The 22,510-nt window shown below is 53.0% G+C and carries 22 protein-coding genes; 12 read left to right on the top strand and 10 right to left on the bottom strand.

Going from position 1 to position 22,510, the window contains the following annotated elements:
- Positions 1-46 precede the first annotated feature (46 nt).
- The 6 genes from AC2FNE_RS05060 (at position 47) to AC2FNE_RS05085 (ending at position 6,065) form a co-directional block, all read left to right on the top strand.
- Complete coding sequence (locus AC2FNE_RS05060) at positions 47-496, top strand: GNAT family N-acetyltransferase (RefSeq protein ID WP_170608785.1); 450 nt, start codon at positions 47-49, stop codon at positions 494-496.
- A complete protein-coding gene (locus AC2FNE_RS05065; protein WP_496804896.1) occupies positions 493-1,857 on the top strand; it encodes a DUF2927 domain-containing protein in 1,365 nt (454 codons plus the stop codon). Before AC2FNE_RS05060 ends, AC2FNE_RS05065 begins: the two co-directional genes overlap by 4 nt.
- A gap of 6 nt (positions 1,858-1,863) precedes the next feature.
- On the top strand, positions 1,864-2,034 hold the full coding sequence (locus tag AC2FNE_RS05070) for a hypothetical protein (protein ID WP_170478012.1): 171 nt from the start codon (positions 1,864-1,866) through the stop codon (positions 2,032-2,034).
- Positions 2,035-2,038: 4 nt separating this feature from the next.
- On the top strand, positions 2,039-3,223 hold the full coding sequence (locus AC2FNE_RS05075; RefSeq protein WP_170608783.1) for a vWA domain-containing protein: 1,185 nt from the start codon (positions 2,039-2,041) through the stop codon (positions 3,221-3,223).
- A 170-nt stretch (positions 3,224-3,393) separates the two neighbouring features.
- Positions 3,394-5,217, top strand: coding sequence for a hypothetical protein (locus AC2FNE_RS05080; protein ID WP_496804897.1), 1,824 nt, complete (start codon positions 3,394-3,396; stop codon positions 5,215-5,217).
- A 158-nt stretch (positions 5,218-5,375) separates the two neighbouring features.
- Positions 5,376-6,065: a M48 family metallopeptidase gene (locus AC2FNE_RS05085; protein WP_170605292.1), complete on the top strand. Its 690-nt coding sequence runs from the start codon at positions 5,376-5,378 to the stop codon at positions 6,063-6,065.
- A 67-nt stretch (positions 6,066-6,132) separates the two neighbouring features.
- Here the strand turns inward: AC2FNE_RS05085 and AC2FNE_RS05090 are convergent, their stop codons facing one another.
- From AC2FNE_RS05090 to AC2FNE_RS05110, 5 genes are read right to left on the bottom strand one after another with little or no spacing between them, the layout of a single operon-like run.
- Complete coding sequence (locus tag AC2FNE_RS05090; RefSeq protein ID WP_170605291.1) at positions 6,133-6,675, bottom strand: RSP_2648 family PIN domain-containing protein; 543 nt, start codon at positions 6,673-6,675, stop codon at positions 6,133-6,135.
- Positions 6,672-7,874, bottom strand: coding sequence for an RSP_2647 family RNA methyltransferase (locus tag AC2FNE_RS05095; protein ID WP_170472557.1), 1,203 nt, complete (start codon positions 7,872-7,874; stop codon positions 6,672-6,674). The genes AC2FNE_RS05090 and AC2FNE_RS05095 overlap by 4 nt, the downstream gene beginning before the upstream one ends.
- Positions 7,875-7,914: 40 nt before the next feature.
- Complete coding sequence (locus AC2FNE_RS05100) at positions 7,915-8,187, bottom strand: hypothetical protein (RefSeq protein WP_170472560.1); 273 nt, start codon at positions 8,185-8,187, stop codon at positions 7,915-7,917.
- Positions 8,174-10,966, bottom strand: coding sequence for a [protein-PII] uridylyltransferase family protein (locus AC2FNE_RS05105; protein ID WP_496804898.1), 2,793 nt, complete (start codon positions 10,964-10,966; stop codon positions 8,174-8,176). Before AC2FNE_RS05105 ends, AC2FNE_RS05100 begins: the two co-directional genes overlap by 14 nt.
- A complete protein-coding gene (locus AC2FNE_RS05110) occupies positions 10,963-11,391 on the bottom strand; it encodes a DUF4440 domain-containing protein (protein ID WP_496804899.1) in 429 nt (142 codons plus the stop codon). Before AC2FNE_RS05110 ends, AC2FNE_RS05105 begins: the two co-directional genes overlap by 4 nt.
- A 112-nt stretch (positions 11,392-11,503) precedes the next feature.
- Here AC2FNE_RS05110 and AC2FNE_RS05115 point away from each other — a divergent pair, with 112 nt between their 5' ends.
- The 4 genes from AC2FNE_RS05115 to AC2FNE_RS05130 all read left to right on the top strand — a co-directional run bounded on the left by AC2FNE_RS05115 (position 11,504) and on the right by AC2FNE_RS05130 (position 13,724).
- Entirely contained in the window at positions 11,504-11,926 is a 423-nt protein-coding gene (locus tag AC2FNE_RS05115; RefSeq protein ID WP_170472570.1) for a DUF2852 domain-containing protein, read from the top strand.
- A gap of 66 nt (positions 11,927-11,992) precedes the next feature.
- The gene (locus tag AC2FNE_RS05120) at positions 11,993-12,424 is read left to right on the top strand and encodes an RDD family protein (protein ID WP_170472573.1); all 432 of its coding nucleotides are present in this window, start codon (positions 11,993-11,995) and stop codon (positions 12,422-12,424) included.
- 76 nt (positions 12,425-12,500) lie between these two features.
- Positions 12,501-13,325: an arginyltransferase gene (locus AC2FNE_RS05125; RefSeq protein WP_170472576.1), complete on the top strand. Its 825-nt coding sequence runs from the start codon at positions 12,501-12,503 to the stop codon at positions 13,323-13,325.
- A gap of 6 nt (positions 13,326-13,331) precedes the next feature.
- Entirely contained in the window at positions 13,332-13,724 is a 393-nt protein-coding gene (locus tag AC2FNE_RS05130) for a VOC family protein (protein WP_496804900.1), read from the top strand.
- A gap of 298 nt (positions 13,725-14,022) precedes the next feature.
- On the opposite strand, the gene AC2FNE_RS05135 is transcribed toward AC2FNE_RS05130, so the two are convergent.
- The 3 genes from AC2FNE_RS05135 to AC2FNE_RS05145 all read right to left on the bottom strand — a co-directional run bounded on the left by AC2FNE_RS05135 (position 14,023) and on the right by AC2FNE_RS05145 (position 18,526).
- Positions 14,023-16,377 (bottom strand): TRAP transporter large permease, encoded by a 2,355-nt coding sequence (locus AC2FNE_RS05135; protein ID WP_170605283.1) that lies wholly within the window; start codon positions 16,375-16,377, stop codon positions 14,023-14,025.
- A 17-nt stretch (positions 16,378-16,394) separates the two neighbouring features.
- Entirely contained in the window at positions 16,395-17,321 is a 927-nt protein-coding gene (locus AC2FNE_RS05140) for a TRAP transporter small permease subunit (protein ID WP_170605281.1), read from the bottom strand.
- A 122-nt stretch (positions 17,322-17,443) separates the two neighbouring features.
- Positions 17,444-18,526, bottom strand: coding sequence for a TRAP transporter substrate-binding protein (locus AC2FNE_RS05145; RefSeq protein ID WP_170605279.1), 1,083 nt, complete (start codon positions 18,524-18,526; stop codon positions 17,444-17,446).
- 249 nt (positions 18,527-18,775) lie between these two features.
- Here AC2FNE_RS05145 and AC2FNE_RS05150 point away from each other — a divergent pair, with 249 nt between their 5' ends.
- Together AC2FNE_RS05150 and AC2FNE_RS05155 are read left to right on the top strand one after the other, a co-directional pair.
- Positions 18,776-20,212 carry a cache domain-containing protein gene (locus tag AC2FNE_RS05150; protein ID WP_496804901.1) on the top strand — a complete coding sequence of 479 codons (1,437 nt, stop codon included), beginning with the start codon at positions 18,776-18,778 and terminating at the stop codon, positions 20,210-20,212.
- Positions 20,212-20,856, top strand: coding sequence for a response regulator transcription factor (locus tag AC2FNE_RS05155; RefSeq protein ID WP_170472595.1), 645 nt, complete (start codon positions 20,212-20,214; stop codon positions 20,854-20,856). Before AC2FNE_RS05150 ends, AC2FNE_RS05155 begins: the two co-directional genes overlap by 1 nt.
- A gap of 36 nt (positions 20,857-20,892) precedes the next feature.
- Here AC2FNE_RS05155 and AC2FNE_RS05160 read toward each other — a convergent pair whose 3' ends face one another.
- Together AC2FNE_RS05160 and AC2FNE_RS05165 are read right to left on the bottom strand one after the other, a co-directional pair.
- Positions 20,893-21,282 carry a bleomycin resistance protein gene (locus tag AC2FNE_RS05160; protein ID WP_496804902.1) on the bottom strand — a complete coding sequence of 130 codons (390 nt, stop codon included), beginning with the start codon at positions 21,280-21,282 and terminating at the stop codon, positions 20,893-20,895.
- A 46-nt stretch (positions 21,283-21,328) separates the two neighbouring features.
- Positions 21,329-22,174 carry a HalD/BesD family halogenase gene (locus tag AC2FNE_RS05165; protein ID WP_496804935.1) on the bottom strand — a complete coding sequence of 282 codons (846 nt, stop codon included), beginning with the start codon at positions 22,172-22,174 and terminating at the stop codon, positions 21,329-21,331.
- Positions 22,175-22,510: the final 336 nt, after the last annotated feature.

The raw sequence follows: 22,510 nt of genomic DNA on the forward strand, positions 1-22,510 counted from the left end.
TGCTCCGGCAACGTCGGGGATTTGTTCTGAGTACAGGATTTGCCTTTTGCCCGACACACCCTTGATCCGCCCTTTGCGCCCCGAAGATCGCAGTGATTGGGCCGAGATGTGGCGGGACTATCTGGCATTTTACGAAACGACCGTGCCTGACTCGACTTACGACACGACGTTTTCACGTCTGCTGGGGGATGACCCAAACGACTTTTCATGCTTTGTGGCCGAGTCCGATGGCAACCTACTGGGATTAACGCATTACCTGTTTCACCGCCATGCGTGGAAAGAAGAAAGCGTTTGCTACCTGCAAGATTTATACGCACGACCCCAGTCGCGTGGACAAGGTGTTGGTCGTGCGTTGATCGAGGCGGTTTACAAAGAAGCTGACCGACTAGGCGCTCCAACGGTTTATTGGCTTACACAGGAATTCAATCACACCGCGCGGAAACTCTATGATCGCGTTGGCAAACTGACACCATTTATCAAGTATCAAAGACCATGATGCGCTTGTTCGCAGCATTGGCGACGGTAGCTCTGGCGGGGTGCAGCCAGGTCAGCACAATTGAACCGCCCACCCGGGAAAAAATAGTTGAAGCCGCATTGCCGCCAACCCGAACTTTTTCCTCGACGCGGCCAATCCCCCCAGTGCGATCAAACGTGAACATCGCGTCCGACTTCGTTGCGCTGCATTTTGCATTAGAAAGCGGCGCTGAATTACCAGTATTCACGCGTTTCGATCAGCCAATTACTGTACGTCTGACAGGAACCCCTACGGCGTCAATGCAAACAGATCTTTCACGCCTTCTGTCCCGATTGCGGCGTGAAGCCGGAATACAAATAGAACAAGTGTCTGAAGGACAGGCCAACATCACAATCGAAGCCGTGAGCCAAAGGCAAATTCGCCGCATTCTGCCGCAAGCGGCTTGTTTTGTGGTGCCAAACTCCTCCAGCCTCGAAGAATACCGACGCGACCGACGCAAAAACAAAAGCAACTGGACCGAACTGCGTGGCCGCGAACGGATCGGGGTCTTCATACCCTACGACGTCAGTCCTCAAGAGGTGCGCGATTGTTTGCACGAAGAGGTGGCGCAAGCGTTAGGGCCGTTGAACGACCTTTATCATTTGCCGGACTCTGTCTTCAACGATGACAATTTCCACACCATTCTGACCGGCTTCGATATGTTGATCTTACGCGCAACATACTCTCCTGAACTTCGCAGTGGTATGACTAAAGAACAGGTAACCTCGGCCCTTCCAAACCTATTGCGCAGACTCAACCCCAAAGGCCAAAGCATCCGACCGCAGCCACAGTCTGACACCCCTAGGGAGTGGATTGATGCGGTTCAACGGGCGCTTGGTCCAGGATCACCTTCGCCCCGCCGTGTCAGATCGGCACAAGAAGCCGCCCGGATCGGGCAGAGCAAGGGCTGGACAGATCAACGCCGCGCTTATCCGCATTACCTTATGGGCAGGATGAGTCAGTTTGATGATCCTGAAGGCGCCCGACGGCAATACGCGATTGCGCTACAATATCTCAACGCGACCCCCGGAACCGAGGTTCATCGCGCTCACATAACAGCCCAGACCGCAGCTTATGCGTTGGCGCAAGGACGAGGCCCCGATGCTTTGCCGGAAATAAACCGGGCAATTGACGTTATGACGCAAGCAGAGAACGCAGCATTGCTTGCCACGCTAATGTTGTTGAAATCCGAAGCACTTCGTCAGGCCGGCCGTTTCGACCAGGCACGTACTGTCAGGCTGGACAGTATCGGGTGGGCAAGGTACGGCTTTGGTTCAGATGTGGTCGTGCGGTCGGTAACGCAGGAGATCGGCCAGAGCGTATCACGAAATTCAGGTGGATGACGACAAATGCTGGTTGTGTTTGGGTTGGCTGTAGCGGGCGCATTACTGGGAGTCCGGGCTGCGCGAAAGCGCAATGGTAGCGGCGCGGATATTGCGCAATATGCAGCAGGGTACGGAATCGCCTTTGCATTGATTGGGCTGGTCCTTTCCCTGGTCATCGCTCGGATGGTGGCCTAGCCGGATGTTCCTGCCATTTTTCCAAAATCTTCGGAAGGCTGGCATCCCTGTATCACTAAGGGAATACCTGACCTTTCTTGAAGGTATGAAAAAAGGATTAGCCACCTACGATATTGAAGCTTTCTACTACTTGGCCCGGGTTTCTATGGTCAAAGATGAGCGCAACATCGACAAGTTTGATCGGGCCTTTTCCGCCAGTTTCGAAGGGTTGTCCGAAATAACATTCGAACAAGTCCTGGATGCCGTCGATATCCCCGCAGAGTGGCTGGCTAAAATGGCCGAGAAGCACCTTTCTGACGAAGAGAAAGCTGAGATCGAAGCGCTTGGCGGTTTCGAAAAGCTGATGGAAACACTACGCGAACGTTTGAAAGATCAGCAAGATCGCCATCAAGGCGGCAACAAATGGATAGGGACTGCCGGAACCTCGCCGTTCGGAGCGTATGGCTATAATCCTGAGGGTGTTCGCATCGGTCAAAAAGCAAGCCGCCACCAGCGTGCTGTCAAAGTTTGGGATAAGCGCGAGTTTAAGAATCTGGACGACACAGTTGAATTGGGGACCCGCAACATCAAAGTAGCCTTGAAACGCCTGCGACGTTGGGCGCGGGAGGGCGCTGCGGAAGAGCTGGATTTGGACGGAACCATTCGCGCGACAGCCGAACATGGATATCTGGACGTTAAAACCCGCCCTGAACGTCACAACGCTGTCAAAGTACTGCTGTTCCTGGACGTTGGCGGCTCGATGGACCCTCACATCAAAGTGGTGGAAGAGTTGTTCTCGGCCGCGCGTACCGAGTTCAAACATTTGGAGTACTTCTACTTCCACAACTGTCTGTACGAAGGCGTCTGGCGTGACAACCGCCGCCGGTGGGATCACCAGACCGCAACCCAAGAAATTCTGCGAACTTATGGTGGGGACTACAAGTGTATCTTCGTTGGGGATGCGTCGATGAGCCCATATGAGATCGCATATCCCGGTGGGGCCAATGAGCATTGGAATAAAGAAGCTGGGCAGGTTTGGCTGCAGCGCGCACGCGAGCAGTGGAGTTCAAACCTCTGGATAAATCCGGTTCCGGAAAAATACTGGGAATACACACACTCCATCGCAATGATTCGGGAAATTTTTGATAATCGTATGGTTCCTATGACTTTGGCCGGGCTTGAACAGGGAATGCGGGAACTGACGCGATAGGTAGCCTCAGTGCAATTTCACTTAGTTGACTGTGTCCAATTTGAAAACAATAAGCCTTCAATGAAAGTATTACCCTCCACTGAGGCCACGTTGGAAACCTAGTTTCCGAATTATTGGTTGCTCCTTGAGTTTGATGTTAGGTTGCCGTGGGATGACCCTGGGGGAAGAACATGACGCGCAAAAACATCCGCACCACTTTCACGTCGCTTCTGACAGCCACTTCGATATGTCTTACGTACGGAACGGTTGCCAGCTTCACACTTTCTCCAGACGCTGCATACGCCAAAAGCGAAAAAGGAAAAAGCAACGGAGGGGGCAACGGAAACGCTGGCAAAGGCAATTCCGGCAAAGGCAACTCCGGTAAAGGGAAATCCGGCAAGGGCAATTCTGGCAAAGGCAATTCTGATAAAGGCCAGTCTGGTGGGGGCAAGTCCGCCAAGGGCAAATCTGACAATTCCAAAGGTTTGCAGGCCTTATTTAACGGATCCGGAAATTCCAAAAACCAAGGGAAGCGCAAAACAAAGTCTAATGGACAAGGTGGCTTTAAATTCCTCAGTGGTCGAAATGCTACTAAACAGAATTCCAACGGCAATAGTGGCAAGCCCAAAAAGGCAAACGAATCGGCATTTGCTAATATTGGCAAAGAGTTCAAGCGGGACGTAGAAGAGCTGTTTGGCAAGAAGCCTACCCGGTCAACCAAGCGAAACTCAAATCGTGCCTACCGAACGGCTTCTGTTGCACCGATCGAGCGTTCTCCGCGACCGGTTCTCCGCAAGCCTGTCGATGATCCCGTTGCAACTTCTGACAGAAATCAAAATCACAGATACCGCGATCCGCTTGTTGCGGCGATCACGGATCCGTACGGGTCGGACAAGCTGCGGAACCTGAACGCGTCAAATGCGGCGGCGGCAGCATTCCAGAATGCCTCCGCAAACAGCAATGTCGGAAAGATCGCCACTTATCAGGAGGCGGCGTCGGAATATTATGACCTGCGCGAAGACCTGTACGACACCCGCCGGGACCTGCGCGAACTGAACGAGAGTTACGACGGGCGCAGCAGCGAAGAGATCGCCGATGACATCGTCGCGCTAGACCCTACCGACCCGGATTACAACGACACCCTGGACAGCCTGGAAGAAGAGTTACGCGACGCTGAGGCCTATGAGGAAGAGCGCGACGCATTGCGCGAGGATATCATTAGCGCCAGACGCGATGCTTACGAGGCCAAACAGGACGCCGAAGAAGCTTTCTTTGACGCCTCCAAGGGCCGCACGCTCACCAGGGACGCTCTGGGTGAGTTCCATGAAAACTTGGATTTACCGCAACCGAGGGACCGGTACAGAGGCGATCTGAGCGTGGAAAACCTGCCTGCCGAGGACGCATATCCAGAGCGCTATGTCGACGACATATTTGATGATCTGGACGACGTCTTGGAAGAAGAACTGGACCGTCGCCCAAACAGACATGGTCAGCGGCGTTATGATCGCGATCCGCTTGTTGCGGCGATCACGGATCCGTACGGGTCGGACAAGCTGCGGAACCTGAACGCGTCAAATGCGGCGGCGGCAGCATTCCAGAATGCCTCCGCAAACAGCAATGTCGGAAAGATCGCCACTTATCAGGAGGCGGCGTCGGAATATTATGACCTGCGCGAAGACCTGTACGACACCCGCCGGGACCTGCGCGAACTGAACGAGAGTTACGACGGGCGCAGCAGCGAAGAGATCGCCGATGACATCGCCGCGCTAGACCCTACCGACCCGGATTACAACGACACCCTGGACAGCCTGGAAGAAGAGTTACGCGACGCGTTAGATTATGAAGACGCGCGTGACTCCTTGCGCTCCGACGTTAGGGATTTGCGAGTTGATACTTTGGTCGCTCAGAAAGAAGCTGAACACGCCTTTTTCGAAGCTTCTCGTGGCACCGTCTTAACCGAAGACTCGCTTGCGGAATTGCACGGCAACTTGCAACTGCCGATCCCGGCCGACTGAGTCCTGATATACTGGACTGAAAAAATTCGGGAAGCTGGCAGCAATGTTGGTGCATAATATCAAGGTCTCAACGGGCGCTTATGATGACTCTTTGGTTTTGCAAAAAAGTGAATTGATGCAACCTTGCCCTGCCACATCATTCCGCCCATATCTAAAGCATGTTGCGCATCACACCTATTCTGCTGGCCGTTCTCTATGCGATCGCGATGTACCGGATTTCGGTTTGGCGAACACATCGAGAATTGGACGCGAAATCGACTGAGCTTGCCGACCCAGCTTTAAAACGCATGACGGACAGGTTGGCGGCGGCTTTAGATATCGAACGTGTTCCGGTTTATATCTACGAAATTGATCCTGTGAACGGATTGGCTGCTCCGGATGGGCGGATATTCATAACCCGAGGCTTTTACCGCAAGTTCAGAAACGGTGAGGTTTCCGCAGAAGAAATGGCCAGTGTAATCGCACATGAATTAGGGCATGTTGCATTAGGTCACGCCCGCCGTAGGATGATCGATTTTTCAGGCCAAAACGCTATGCGCGCCGCACTGATGATGCTTCTGAACCGATTTATTCCGTTTATCGGTGCGTGGATAGCCAACGCATTGACCGCCCTGTTGGCGTCGCGCCTTTCAAGGGGGGATGAATATGAAGCAGACGAATATGCGGCTGCCTTGCTGACCAAAGCAGGAATCGGAATTGAACCGCAAAAATCGCTGTTTCATAAGCTCGAAGACCTTACTCAGCAACGCGCAGGCGTTGTTCCAGCCTGGTTAATGAGCCATCCAAAAACCGATGAAAGAATTGCAGCTTTAGAAGCTTTGGAACAGCGTTGGGGCACTAGCTCATAGGTTCGAGTAGGCACGGACAAGCCTTTCATGCCGTGTCATCAAATTGACGGCTTTGCAGCGGTCAGGCTTAGGTTGTGAGAGCTTTGCCCAACCTTGGCAACCGAGCTTTTTTAAAAAGACTGCGCATCGTCCATCGGTCACCAGACAGCCGATTGGCTTCGGAAAGAATGCCCATGGCGACATTACCCATACCTTGAGGGTCCTCATTGTAAAATCCGAGTAAAAAAGTATCGGGGTCGCATCTTTCAAGACCTTCCTCGGCCAAGATGTTCTTGGGAAAGTCCTTGGCGTTGACAGTGATTATCGCGTCAGCCGAACTAACCACGGCGGTCGCCAATACGTGTATGTCTGCACTGTCGGGCAACCAAAGTTTTTGTTCGATGTTCGCTGAGGGCGGTTGTTCGGCATTGGGCCAGTGTGTCCGCGTTAGTGCAATTTCGGCGCGTGCCTGTACTTCTCCAGCCGCTCCAAGTTTGCGAGCTGCACGAGCCCATTCTTCCAAAATCCTAGTAGACCAGATCGGGGTAAAATGCCCTTGTTTTGCAGCGCCCAATAGCATCTCTCGCATCACCGAAGGGTAGATTACACAGGTATCGAGAACCGCTTTCATAGCCTAAAGAAAACAGCTTTTAGGTACCCGCTTTCGGCTAATTGCGGCAGCTGTGGATGATCAGGTCCAGCAAAGCCGGTGTGAATTAACTGAGCCTGCCTTCCCGCGCGCCCAATACCACGCGCGGAAGCGTCTCGAAAGCGACTCAGGTCAGCGGCATGCGAGCACGAGCACAACCCGAGATACCCGCCCGGTTTAACCAAAGGTGCTGCAAGCCGGGCAATCCTTTCATAAGCCCGCAAACCAGCATCCAAGGCCTGCTTCGAAGGCGCAAAGGCCGGAGGATCGCAAATCACAACGTCAAAGGCGGCCTTTTCTTCATTTAACTCTGCCAAATTTTCGAACGCGTCGCCCTGACGGGTTTGAAACCGCCCCGCAAATCCTGAGACTGCCGCGCCCTTCTCAGCTAGCGCCAAAGCAGCAGAGGAACCGTCGACCGACAAAACATGCCCAGCGCCGCCGGCCAACATTGCAAGACCAAATCCACCAACATGGCAGAACACATCCAAAACTAGTGAGCCGGGTTTCGTCAGTCTTGCGGCAAAGGCGTGGTTCGCACGCTGGTCGAAAAACAAGCCGGTTTTCTGCCCACCTGTTAAATCTGCCATGTAGGTCGCGCCATTCATTGGCACCGGTACCGGAGATTCCGGTGTTTGGCCGTGAAGCGTTGTGTTCACGTCGTCCAATCCTTCTAGTCCGCGCGTGCGGCCCGAGGCGTTTTTGATTACAGTTTTGACACCGGTAACTTTGACCAACGTGGCAGTGAGAACTTCAAGGTGATTTTCAGCCCACGCTGCGTTGGGTTGGATCACACAGACGTCACCAAAGCGGTCGATGATAACGCCAGGAAATCCATCTGCCTCGGCGTGTACAAGGCGATAAAATGGATCTTCAAATAGGTGTTCGCGCATATCCAGCGCGCGCTTCAATCGTGCCTCAAACCATTCCGAAGTTAACTCGGCATCCACGTCGCGATCCAAAACACGACACATGATCTTCGATGCCGGATTGACGGCAACTAACGCAATCTCGCTCCGTCTATCATCCACCAGAACAGCCAAAGATCCTGGTTCGATTTTGCGGGTCCGGCGATCCGTAACTACGTCACTGGCGTAGACCCACGGAAAGCCGTGGCGCAGGCCTTTCGCGTTTGCCTTGGGTTTCAGGCGAATTCTCGGTCGATTAGCGGGTTCACTCATAACGCCCTAATAGTAGGGAAGCTGCGGATGGGAAACCCCCTCACCGCGATCTGCCGCGCCACCCGCCGCGTCGTTTGGGTGCCCGTGCGGTCTCCAATCCTTCGCGCAAAACTTGCGTCATTGGATGGTTCTCATACTGGGCTGCATAAATATCGTGTAGTTCCGACAAGGCTTGTTTCTGGTCGCGGTTTTCTGGAAATCCCAGTGCCCAATCCAGAAAGATACTACGACATTCCGGCAAAGCGATGCCTTCGATGCGATAAGCTTCCTGTATCAGCCCCTTTGGGTCGTTCGGGTCATCACTGCGTCCCATCCTTGCCCTCCTCAAACACGGCCGTGATAAGTTCTGCTGCTGTGTCATAAGCGTTAGTCAGCGCGGCCTGTAGTTGCCCCACCTCGTCAAAGCCGGTGGCACGGCAAAGAAACGCCACTCCTCCCTCACCAATCTTGTCAGCCTCGATCATTTCGCCGGACAAAAGTCGCGCGGCACATTGTAGGGACCAACATAAATCATAGCATTCTTTAAGTGTCTGTCCCTGCGCGACTTCCAGCAATCCGGCGGCGGCTACGCCATCCAGGCCAGAATGTACATCGCGCTTTGCGGAGCCTGCCAGCAAGGCTCCTGTTTCAGCAATTAGTTCGATATCCATCATCCGGCCTGCGCCATTCTTTGAATCCCAAATGCCAGAGGGCGATTTTGCGGCGGCCAGTCTTTCACGCATTTCGGCAACTTCGCGCAAGACATTTCTGCGATCACGAGGCCGCGAAAGAAACTCGGCTCTGAAATCTTCGATGTCTGCCACCAATTCTGAATCTCCCGCGACAACACGAGCACGGGTCAGAGCGAGATGTTCCCATACCCATGCGTCGTTCTGCTGATAGTTGGTGAAACTTGCCCAACTCGTTGCAACCGGACCCTGATTTCCCGACGGACGCAAGCGCATGTCCACCTCGTAAAGCCGCCCTTGAGACATTGGCGCCGACAATGCGGTGATGAATGCTTGGGTAAAACGGGCATAATAGGTTCGGGTTGCTAGCGGTCGCGGTCCTTCGGACATTTCTTGATCTAGTGGATCGTATATCACGATTACATCCAGATCGGATTGAGAGTTGACCCGCCCTGCCCCCAACGAGCCCATTCCTAGAACCGCCGCGCCGCGCCCCGGTGCAGGACCATGCTTGGTCGCAAACTGAGCCGCGACAACGGGAAGGATTGCCGCAATAACAGCCTGAGCCAGGTCGGCATACTGCTGCCCCGCACTCGCGCTGTCTATCAATCCACGCAAGTGGTGAACGCCAATACGGAAACGCCACTCCTTGCTCCAACGACGGGCTAAGTCCAGTTGATTTTCATAATCGGTTTCGTTCTTCAACGCCTGAGACAACTCGGCTTCCAAAACCTCGCAGCCGGGCCAATCGGAGAAAAAGCTTCCGACGATGACCGCGTCAAAGACGGACGCATTTCTTGACAGGTAAGAAGCCAAAGCATGCGATGTACCCACAATGTCGATCAATAAATCAATGAGTTGAGGGTTGGCTTCGAATAACGAAAATAGCTGCACACCTGCGGGAAGCCCCGCGAGAAACCCATCAAGTGCCATCAACGCCTCGGAGGGTTGTGCAGTCTTGGCAAGCCGGGACAACAATTCGGGTCTGAGACGTTCAAAAATGCGCCGTGCACGTTGCGAACGCAGCGCCGGATAGGTCGGCCATCTCGCTAGAACGCTTTTGTCAAATTCGACCTCCGTATTAATAGGTGTAGGAATGCTGTGACCAGGGGCAAAGAACCCTTCGGTCAACTCGTGCACCTCCGTCAGTCGCCGCTTTATGCCCGAGATTAGTTCTGAGCTACTGACACCCATGAGACAGGCGATCCGCTCGATCCCGTCCTCGGCCTGTGGAATCTTGTGGGTTTGCGCATCGTGAACCATTTGTATGCGGTGTTCGACCTCCCGATGGGCGCGGTAATGGTCAGTTAGTTTCTCAGCCACTTCATCAGGCACCCAACCTTTGGCCGCCAATGCCGCGAGGCCCGGAACCGTACCCCGAACACGTAGGTCCGGGTCGCGCCCTCCTGCGATCAGTTGCCGAGTCTGAGTGAAAAATTCGATCTCACGTATTCCGCCCTGACCTAACTTCATGTCATGGCCCGGAACCAAGATTGCCCCCCCGGTACCTTTGCTTTCGCGGATTCGAAGCCGAATGTCATGGGCGTCCTGTATGGCCGCAAAATCCAAATGCCGACGCCACACAAAGGGTCGCAGCGCCTGCAGAAATCTTTCGCCTGCGGCAATGTCGCCTGCACATGGTCGTGCCTTGATGTACGCGGCTCGTTCCCAAGTTCGGCCCAGACTTTCATAATATCGCTCTGCCGCTTCCATGGCCAGACAGACCGGGGTTACTGCCGGGTCCGGCCGCAGGCGCAAGTCTGTTCGAAAAACGTAACCATCAGCGGTTTTTTCACTTAGCGTAGCGCAGAAATTTCGCGTGGCTCGTACCATGCCGTGCCGCGCCTCGTAAAAGTCGTCCGGGTCAAAGCGGGTTTCATCGAACAACACTATCAGATCAATGTCCGAGCTGTAGTTCAGCTCGTGCGCCCCCATTTTGCCCATAGCCAAAATTACCATCCCGCCGGCCGTCTCAATGTCGTCTGGCGACAAACCCGGCAACTTGCCACGCTGGATCAATTTCTCAATCTCAGTTTTCGCGGCAACATCAGCAGCAATGGAGCCAAAGTCAGTCAACGCTGCAGTGACCTTTTCCAGTGGCCATGCTCCCGCAAGGTCAGCTAGCGCTGTTAACAAAGCAACGCGTCGTTTTGCCAGACGCAAACCGGGCTTTAATTGATCTGAAGGTAAGTCGCGGACTGCCGTCATAACATCGGCTAAAGCCATATCAGGCCCCTGCAACGCCTCGGACAGCCAGTCGCCATCTTGCTCGATCAACCCTTTCAAATAGGGACTGGAGCCTGCTACACCTGCAACCAAGTCTGACTGTTCGCGCGTTAAACCCTGAAGCGCAGCGCGAATTTCTTCACCCAGCGACACATCGTAGGCACGGGGGAGCCGTTCAATGGACAACGCTGAGTTCATTGGCGCTCCAAGGGGGTATCTTGGCTGAAACTGTTAACCCAGACCTCATGCCGCTTTTCCCATAAGGATGAAATCAGCATCACCTTGGTCATAACGGCACCGGGACGTTCATAATCGGCCCGATAAGACAGCAATACGACGTCATTCGTCAAAACGCGCAACTGAGCCTCGCTAAGTTCGAAACTCGCCATGGTAGGGGCATTTGCGAATTGCCCAACATGATCATCCCTATTGGCGAAACCAGTAGGGTAAACCCCAAGGAAATCCGGACTCAAAAGCGCTCGGTCTGCTTGGGCGTCTCCCTCGACCAGCGCAGTCCAAACCCTTTTCTCTAAAGCAAGAATTTCGTCCAGCGACGGAGGTGAATTGTTATCAATATTTTGCATGATCGGAAAGTGCGCCTGATACCTAGGGACGTCAACCATTCTGGTCGCAGATCTAAAATGTAAATCTTTTTCACATTCCCCCCTTGCAACGTGTCATTCGCCCCCCATTTAGAGAATGTAAACAGAATTTACATCAACCCGGAGACAACAAATGACAGCACTTTCCGACACCGCCGTCCCGAAAAACCCGGGATGGATATACCGAGCCGAAACCTGGATGGACAGCAAAGGAAAAGGTGCCTGGATCGCTGCGATGGTCCTTGGTTTTATCTTTTTTTGGCCCGTCGGCCTTGCCCTTTTGGCTTATATGATCTGGAGTAAACGCATGTTCAGCAAGTCCTGTAGCCGTCGTTCTTCTTGGAACAGTCACATGAGCGCGATGAAACCCTCTGGCAACACAGCCTTTGATGCCTACAAAGCTGACACTCTGGCCCGCTTGGAGCGTGAGCAACAAGAGTTCGAGGCCTTCCTTCGCCGTTTGCGTGACGCCAAGGACAAGGCAGAGTTTGACCAGTTCATGAACGAACGCGCTCGCGAAAATCATGATGAACCGGATAGCGGTGAGCGAGCCTGACCCAGTCTTGCCCTGTCCCGTACTTCGGGACAGGGTGAAATAGATTTCACACTTGGACTTACCCTAATGACCCATCTACCCGATCCTGACAGTCAGCCAGAATTCTATCAATCAGTGGCGACCAAACGCTTTTTTGCGTGGCTATTCGACATAGCGTTCGTTTCGTTGCTTTGCACCGTTGCGATTTTGCTGACCTTTGGTCTTGGTTTTTTTGTCCTTGCGCTGATTTACGCGGTGGTTAGTTTCGTTTATCGCGTCGTCACGATTGCGAACGGTTCAGCCACGTTGGGAATGCGGTTTATGGGTATCGAACTGCGCGACGCATTCGGTTCACGCATGGATACGGGTAAGGCTGTGGCCCATACTGCAGGCTATTTCGTTAGCATGGCCTTTCCAGTGCTTCAGATTATCTCGGTTATCATGATGTTAACCAGTGCCCGCTGTCAGGGCTTGACCGACGCATTTCTCGGCACGGTTATGATCAATCAGCGCGCTTAAAGCATACTTTGCGTGAATCACTTGGCGCGTTCCAAAAGCATTGCTATCATCCCGTCGCGGGAGACACGGGACCCTCATGCGACACACGCTGCCAATAGCGCCACAATTTTATGTGACGGCACCACAGCCTTGCCCTTATCTTGAGGGCAGGATGGAGCGTAAACTGTTCACAGCGCTTCAGGGTGAAGGTGCTGATCAGTTGAATAACTGCCTTTCACAGCAAGGGTTTCGCCGTTCGCAAAACGTGTTGTACCGACCTTCTTGCACCGATTGCGCTGCATGCTTGTCGGCGCGGATTGACGTCTCGGCATTTTGTCCCGGCAAAAGCCAACGCCGGGTGATCAAGCGTAACGCTTATCTGAAACGCCGTGCGACCTCGCCTTGGGCAACCGACGAGCAGTTTGATTTGTTCCGCCGTTATCTTGATGCTCGTCACGCTGATGGCGGCATGGCTGATATGGATGTTTTCGAGTTCGCGGCCATGATCGAAGAGACACCTATCCGCAGCCGGGTGGTTGAATACGCCGATCCTGAGACGGGTGCATTAATAGCGGTAAGTTTGACCGACGTCCTGGATGACGGGCTTAGTATGGTTTATTCCTTTTACGACCCACTGAAACAGCAGGACTCTTTGGGCACTTACATGATCCTCGATCATATTGAGATCGCCCGCGAAGCAGGATTGCCCTACGTCTATCTGGGCTACTGGGTACCGGGCAGCCCGAAGATGGGATACAAAGCCAAGTTTTCTGGTTTCCAAGCTTATTTTATGGGAGATTGGCAGAAGATAAGAGAACCCGAGCGGTTTACGGATACGGTGCATCACCCACTGTCTTCGCCGCCAATCGCCGAGCAAGTCGCCAATATCCAGTTACCAGATCGTCACCCGACCAAAGGTTAACTTTGGATGAGGCAAAACCTTCATGCGGTTACGCTCGTGGTGCCGGATTATGACGCCGCAATTAACTTTTACACCAGTGTTTTGAACTTTAACCTTAGTCAAGATATCGACCTCGGTAGTGGAAAACGCTGGGTATTGGTAACTCCACCAGGATCTTGCAGCGGTTCACTATTGTTGGCACAGGCCGATGACGACCTACAATTCGCCTCAATTGGAAACCAAACCGGCGGGCGAGTGGGTTTCTTTCTTGAAACTGACAATTTTGAACGCGACTACAAAGCAATGCGAAGCCTCGGAGTGACGTTTGAGGAACAACCCCGTTACGAACCCTACGGCACTGTAGCTGTCTGGAAAGACCCATTTGGTAACCGCTGGGACCTGATTGAGTTTAATGACTAAGTATAACTTTGAACTCTGCTTGTTCTGTCGCTAAAAGCTACCATTCGTATTGAACTGGAGCGTGACACAGGTTCGCAAAAAATCGATGGGCTTCACAAAGGGTATCAACAAGTTAGCTTATAGCAATGCTCTTTCGCGTCTCAACTACTTTACTATCTCGTCGACCGAGAATTTTTAGTCTACCGAATTAAACCTGACGGAAATCTCGACTGAGTCATTTCCATCGGCGTATCAACAGACATCAATGAAAAAGGGCGCGCGCCGCCCCCTTTTCTTGGCCCTATTTTCATTCCTCCGATCAGTTCGGGATCAGATCCGGAACAATTGTCACGATCGTTGGGAAGAACCACAAGATGGCAATTCCAACCACTTGAATGACCACGAACGGAATTATTCCCCGATAAATATGGCCAGTTGTTACCTCTTTAGGTGCCACGCCTCTGAGGTAGAACAACGCGAACCCAAATGGTGGCGTCAGGAACGAAGTCTGAAGGTTCACTGCCACCATGATGGTTACCCATTTGGGGTCAAACGACCCGCCGTAGATAACCGGGCCTACAATGGGTATCACGATGTATATGATTTCGAGAAAATCCAGGACAAACCCCAAAATGAACAGCACAAGCATCACGATCAGGAAGACTGTGAACTCGTTGTCAAAACTCTTGAGGAACTGCTGGATATAATGCTCACCGCCAAACGATATGACCACGAGGTTCAGCAATTGCGATCCAATCAAGATGGTAAAGACCATCGATGTTACTTTGGCAGTTTCTCGTACGACCGGAGTGAGCACTCCGCTTGAGAACAGGACCCAGCAGCCGAACAGCAGGCCGAACAACGCGAAGATGTAAGCGGCGTAGGCAACGATAAACGCAATCCAGGTTTCTACGGTCACGCCACCCTGATTGATGCGAAGGTCAAAATTCACACCCATCAGCAACGCTATGATCACTGCAAAGGTTGACCAGATGATGACTTTACCAGATCGGCCTTGATCTTGCAGTTTCCTATATGCCGCGAGCATGATTGCCCCACCAGCGCCCAATGCTGCAGCAGGTGTCGGATTGGTTATGCCGCCAAGTATCGAACCAAGCACAGCGATGATCAGAACCAGCGGTGGGAAAACCACCCTGATCAAGTCATTGGTCGCGCAGCGTGCCGCTGCCTCTTTGCAGCCGTATGCAGCCAAAGCAAAAGGCAAAGCCAGCAACAGGAATGTCGCCCCCGATGATGTGGTCGGCGATATCAACAATATGTCAAACAGCAACATCAGCACCAGACCGATGGCTCCGACGATCAGCGGTTGTGCAGCGCGCGACGGTGCGATGCCTCTGGCCATCGCCAGCATGAGCCCAAGCAATACGACAACAACAGCCACGCCGTTTCCGATCGGCGCTGCCGAAGCAATTTTTGCTTCGCGAGCCGCCACCAATTCTTCTTCGCTCAGACGTTCAGCGCTGGCGGCACCTCCTGCGGCGTCAATTTCCTCCTGCTCAGCGACGGCCTGATCCCACGCGGATTGGCCATGAAGCTCGATCATCGACGCCTGACACTCGGGTGACACGTTGGTACGCAGCGATGCGCCCTCAGAAACGTCTGAAAAGGCTGAAACTGAGATATTTTGGCTGCCAATCACACCCGCGCTGCCAAGCAGAACCGCACCGACTATTATCGCGACCGGTACTCCCAACAGCCAAGTCAAACCTTCGGAACGGGTGATGGGTTCGCCTGTTCCTCCTGAAAGTTCAACTGCTGGAGCTTTCTCTGGGTTTAACAATGCATAGCCAAACGCATAAAGCGCATACAGCAGCGCCAGCATTATACCCGGCAACAAAGCTGCCTGGAACAAAGTCCCAACTGATACCACGGCTGGCTCACCAAGGTATGTTAACGCGTCAGTACATCCAGCCTCGACCGCGCGGGTTTCTTGCGCCGTCGAATAAAGATCGCCAGCCAATGTCCCCAGCAGTACGATCACAATCGAAGGTGGAATAATTTGCCCAAGCGTACCCGAGGCGGCAATGACACCTGTGGCCAACTCTGGCGAGTAGTTGTTGCGCAACATGGTTGGCAAGGCGAGCAGACCCATGGTCACAACGGTCGCGCCTACGATTCCGGTCGATGCCGCCAAGAAAGCACCCACAACCACAATTGACACGGCCAGTCCGCCCGGCAGTGGGCCAAAAACCCGCGCCATCGTGGTCAATAGGTCGTTGGCAATCTTAGACCTCTCCAAAGTGATGCCCATCAGGACAAACATCAAAACCGCCAGAAGTGTTTCAATGGATTGTCCGGCCAACACACGCTCATTCATTCGGTTCACAATGAACGAGACGTTGCGGTCCAGTGCAGTTTCCCATCCAGCCGGGAACACCGGCTCGCCGATTCTTGGCAAGTCCGGATATCGGAAGACGGATATTATGTCCGGTTTGACCCCTGAATTCACAAGGTCTCGGTAGGCTTGCGAGCCTGTGTCAATCGCCTGATGAACGAGCAATCCAGCGCTGTCCAACGCCGCAATTATTCCGAAAGAAATAACACCCGCTCCACCAATGGCAAATGCCACTGGGAACCCAGAAAGAATACCACCAAAGAGGCAGAAAAATACGATAATCAGGCCTATCTCGACGCCATCAAGTCCGAATAGCATTGTCTTGGTCTCCGTCCCTAGTGTGCGCCTTCGTAGGCTTCTTCACCATCGCCTAGGCTGTCTTTGTCGAGGTATTTTCCAACGCTTTCAGGCCCTTCAACGTATTCCAGATAGGATCTGTAAAGGAATGCAATGGCGTGCAAGAACACCATGCCCGCAAACGCGACCAGTAGAATCTTGAAAAGGAAGTATGCGTTGAAACCGTTTGGGCTGAAGCCAATGGTTTCAACGTTCCAGCGCAAGGCACGAGACTTCATTACAAGGCGATCCAACGTATCGCTGGCCGAGGGTTTCGGAACGATCAAGTGGCGCCACATAAAGTACCAGCCGTACATCCAAGTCAGCACAGCCATTGGCATCATGAACAGAACCGATCCCAGCATATCAATGACACGTTTGGTTCTATGACTGACCCCGGCATAGATCAGGTCCACGCGAACGTGACCGCCCTGCACGAATGTGTAGGTGCAGCAGAGACAGACGACCATGGCATTATAAAGTTTCAGCTCTTCAGCATACCAACTGATATCCATTTGAAACGGGATACCCAGACCAAACGCCATGTCTGGCCGTGCAAACACGCGTTGCATGAAAACGATCACGATCTGCTGAATAACCATCAAAAGGCCAGCCCATGCAAAGAAACGTCCCGTGGTGTTGGCAAAGCCTTCGAGACCGCGGACCATGCCCCACATGAAATTCCGGTAGTAAAGGCCGATTGCCGTCAGAACCAAAAAAAGTGTGAACACAACAAAGAAAAACTCTACAGAACCACCGTAGTAGACAAAGCGCATGATTGCTTCTTTGTCCGACCAATTCAGCCAGAGCTGCGGATGCGTAATGGCGTATCCAAAATTATAAAAGGCTTCGGCAATGTTCTGAATGAACCATATCAGTCCATTCCACAGGGCGCCGAAAAACGAGATGCCGTTATCGTCCTGCATGTTGTCCCCAGGTCGTCTCGGTTGCACTGCTGTTTATCGTGGTATGGTCATGTCCGAGCATGTGCAACGGGTAAGGTTTCCCCGCGTCCGCGGAGAAACCAGTTAATTTTTGGTTATGAGTGTTAGCCGCGAACGCGATCGCGCTGCGCGGTGTAGGCACCCGACGAAAGGTTCAACCATGCCGACGAAGCAGCCATCGAGTCCATGGCGCTGTCGTGAATTTTCTTGAACAGTTCGTCGCCCATATTTTCGTCCAGAACTTCCTGGCTTGCAGTACCGAACGCGTCCCAGACAGTATCCGGGAATTCCATGACTTTAACGCCGCCCGCCTGCAGACGCTGCAATGCAGCGCCATTGTTGGCCAGGAATTGAGCTAGGTTCCACTGGTGCGCTTCGCCTGCCGCGATCTCGATAATCTTTTGCTGAGCGGGTGTCAGGCTGTCAAAGACTTCTCGGTTGGTCGCCAGCGAAAGACCCGCACCCGGCTCATGGAAGCCCGCTGTGTAATAAGTCTTTGTGATTTCCTGGAAACCAGCCTTTTCGTCTGCCCAGGGACCGATCCACTCGGTTCCGTCGATCGCGCCTGATGACAGAGCCTGATAAACTTCCGAGCCCGGAATATTCTGTACCGACGCCCCAAGTTTGCCCAGCGCCTTGCCACCCAGACCAGGCATACGGAACTTCAAGCCGTTGAAATCATCGGGGCTATTGATCTCTTTCGAGAACCAGCCGCCTGCCTGAGCACCAGTGTTACCGGCAAGGAAAGACTTAAGGCCAAAAATCTGACCCAGCTCGTCATGCAGTTCCATACCGCCATCGTGGTAGTACCAGTTTACCAGCTCTTGAGCAGTCATTCCGAACGGAACAGCTGTAAAGAAGGCATAGCCCGGATGCTGACCGACAAAGTAGTAGTCAGCCGCGTGATACATATCGGCTTGACCGGACGATACCGCGTCAAACACTTCGAACGCGCCAACCAGTTCGCCAGCCGCTTTGATATCAACTGTCAGATTGCCGTCCGACATCGCGGTGATGCTGTCGGCGCAGCGCTGAGCGCTGTCGAAAACGCCTGCTAGGCCACGACCCCACGAGGTAACCATTGTCAAAGTGCGCTTGCCCTGAGCATAGGCTGGTGCTGCCAGCGCTGTAGCTGCGGCTGCAGATCCACCAAGTGCTGACGTTTTAAGAAACTTACGGCGATCCATGTGAGTGATCCTCCCCTTCATAATTCACGACCCGAGCGAAGCCCGGACCAATTGATCTCAGTGCGCGCCAGCCTACTGACACTCGATTGAAAGTGAATACCAAGAACTACGTAGCTGAGCCTGTTTTTTGCTACTCAACGCTGAAAATCAGGGCTGTTTTGCGTTTTGTAACCCCAGTCTTCAGTTCTTTGACACCGGATTCGCCCAATCTTTTTGCAATTTTCCGCTGGCTTGCGTATCGATTCGTCTATGAGGGGATTTCGTAACTTAATTTCGCTGACCTACGGACAGAAGCTGTCGCTCGTGGCAGCAATCCCCCTGATCGTGGCAGTGGCAGCTATTGCGTTTTTTGTCGCGTACGAAGCCCGTGCAACCGCCGAAAGGGAAATTCAGGCGTTAGAGCGCCGATTGGTCGCAGCGAAGAAAATCGAGTTGCGTAATTACGTGACACAAGCGCGCAACGGATTCGCATATATTTACGGGCGGGCCTCACCTGAAGATCAGGCTGCGAAAACACTGGTCACTCAAATTCTGTCTGCCATGATTTACGGAAAGGACGGCTTTTTTTTCGTTTATGATTATGAAGGCAACAACCTCGTAAGCCCTCGCCAGACTGAATTTATCAACCGAAATTGGGTTGGTTTGACGGACAGTGACGGAACACCTGTCGTTGACGAATTCATCCGCCTCGCCCGACAAGGCGCAGGATGGCACAGTTTCATGTGGCAGAAACCGTCGACCGGGGAAGAAGCACAAATGATCGCGTACGTCGTTGGTTTGCAGGATTGGCGCTGGGTGGTTGGAACCGGAGTGTTCATTGATGACATCGTCGCCACGGTGGCAAACGCACGCGCCGAAGTCGAAGCCCGTGTTCAGCGAACATTCCTATATATCGGCGGAATCGTACTTGCTGCGGTGCTGATCGTTTTCGCCTCGGGCATGTTGCTGAACTTCCGTGAGCGCAGGCTGGCTGACGCCAAACTCAAAGAACTGACCCAACGCGTTTTCGATGCACAAGAAGAAGAACGTGGTCGAGTGGCACGTGAACTGCACGACGGTATCAGCCAGATATTAGTCGGCGTCAGATATGCGCTGGACAACGCCCGGCGACGACTTTCGCGGGGTGATGATGAAGGCGCGCGGGTGCCATTGGACAAAGGTATAGAAAACTTAGGCAGCGCCATCACGGAAGTTCGGCGCATAAGCAGAGACCTACGCCCTGGTGTTCTGGATGATTTGGGCCTTGGGCCAGCGCTCAAAGCTCTGACCGACGACTTTCGCGAACGAACCGGGATCGAAACTGAATTTTCGACGGTCGTATTCCGTAACAGGCTGGATCAGGACAGCAAGATCGCCCTTTATCGGATTGCCCAAGAAGCTTTGACCAATATTGAGCGCCATTCCGGTGCGACACATGTAACTATAGATTTGCGTGGTCACAAAAAGGGCGCGACCATGAGGATCACCGACAACGGTCATGGCTTACCCAACGGCCCGGATCGAGTCAGCACAGGCATCGGCCTGCGAAACATGCAAGAACGAATCGAACAGCTTGACGGATCGCTGCGTATTCTGTCATCCCGCGGGGCACGCGGCGGCACGGTAATCGAAGCGAGCCTACCACTGAGTCACTTGCTTTCTCCACAGGAAGAAGATGCAACTCCGAAACGAAAGGCCGGTTCCTGATGACGAACGCGATCCGAGTCCTGATCGTAGACGACCACCCCATGGTCGCCGAAGGGATCCAATCTTTATTGGAAAGCTATGACGAGATTGAGGTCGTTGGCACCCTGTCTAACGGGCAAGAGGCCGTAGATCAGGTAACTACTTTATTGCCAGATGTAATCCTGATGGACCTTAATATGCCAGGCCTTGGAGGGCTGAGCGCAACCGAAATCATCTTAGAGCGCCTGCCGGAAACGCGCGTTCTAATCCTGTCGATGCATGACAGCCCGGAATATATCTCGACCGCGCTGAGCCATGGTGCCCGCGGCTATGTACTCAAAGATGTCCCTACGGATGAGATCAAACAGGCCATCGACGCGGTTATGCGAGGTGACAAATACCTTTGCACCGGGGCCAGCGGTTCGCTGAAACCCAAGCAGGATAATGCACGAGAAGCTCTGACTGGGCGTGAACAAACCATCCTGCTGGAACTGGCGCAGGGCAAATCCAACAAAGAGGTTGCGTTGGGTTTGGATATTTCAGTTCGCACGGTCGAGACGCACAGAAAGAACATAAAGCGTAAGCTTGGCATCTCGTCGACTGCTGGCCTGACCCGATACGCACTGGAACACGGAATGCTGCAAGGAACCGGCCATAGTTTCTGACAGGGTTGCTTGAGGCTCTCAAGACAAGGGCAACGATTATGCCGATGGTCGCGCGCCAACGGCCTGCCCAAAGAAAACCAAAGTGCCATCTTCGTCGATTACGTGAAACTCTCGCTGATGATAGGGTTGATTGAATGGCGGTCGAACGCGACCCGGTGGCAAATCGGACAAGTTAGGTTCCAATCGTGCGTACAGCTCATCAATACCCATAACATCGATGTAAAATGACTGATTATCCCCCAACGGTCGCCCGTCAGGTCGTTTCGGGCATTCAAGAAGGCGGATCGCGACACTACCATTTCTGAGAAATGCGTAATTTTCCTGTCTAAAGGTGCAGGAAAATCCAAGGCGGTCACAATAGAAGTCGATTTGGTTTTGCAACGAAGAACACAAAACAAACGGCGTCAGCTGCACAATTTCAGACACGTGGCCCTCCATAGTAAGTGACGAGCGCAACTTTTTCGGCGACCGTCTAATCCAGAAGTCGGTCTTTCCGAATACCTTCCCGTTCATAATGTTGTGGTAAAACGCGACCGTATAGTTGTCGGGTCCTCTCGACGCCCCCGCACATTCCCTCAGCCTCGACAAATGAGAAAATACCAACGTAGCGCCTCCGTTCGCCTTCGACCGGCGCAACACGATGCAATGAATATCGGCCCTTGAATATCTGCAAATCGCCAGGCTGCAGATCCAGATGCCGGACCTGGCTCATGTTTCCGTCTAAAACAGAAGCTACTGCGTCAAAGTTTTCCTCTTTGGAAGTACGGAGGTTGGGCACATATTGAAACGCACCACCCTTTTCACCATTCTGAATGGCCAAGGTTACAGTGTAATTGTTCGTATCGAAATGCCATGGGAATCCTTGCCCTTTTTCCACGACATTAATGATTACGTCAGCCAGCGGATCGTCGTACCGAAAAAAACGCTCTTTCGGTTCGTCTAGCGCTGCCCGGATGAAAGGTAAAAATGATGCATCCTCGTAAATACGGCGCAGCGGACCAGATTTGGCGAAATTATCTGCAGGCACAAACGCGTTGGAGCGTTCATAAAAACGGCGTATTGGGTGCCCGACCCCGAAACGCGTATCGTCTTTGGTAAAGTAAGCGTTCGTGCGATTAAAGGAACGGTGCGCCTTGTCAGAGACTCCGTCTGCTTCGCTCAATATATGATTAAGGCCGTTCTCATGCACGAAACCAGGTAAGACTGCGCAGCCTTCCTCGTTTAGATCACGGCGAAGATCATTGATCATCTGAGTGTAACCCCACGAATCCGGACGATCGATTGGGTATCGCCCGAGGTCAACCAGATCCTGCAGCATGATCCGCTCCTCCATTTTTTTCGCTGTCAGGTTCAGATTGTCTGAACACGACATGTCGATCATGCCCGTTTCGGACATAGACCTGACGTTTTCAGACCTGAAAAATCCCACGGGTCGCAATCAAAAGAGGCTCAAATTTCGCGGAAATTCCCGACACAGGTCACTTTACGCAATAAAATGTCGCAAAAATCACCTTTTCCGTTAGGAAATTGGGTCGATTGCCTGTTGACGGCCCCTGCCCCCGAACATAATGTCGCCTGCAAGCTAAGAAGGAGCCTCTGGCGATGAGAGCGCTAGTCGTAATCGTAGGAAACAAGCGCATGGGCCGGTAACGGT

Source organism: Ruegeria sp. YKSD179 (assembly GCF_059612885.1).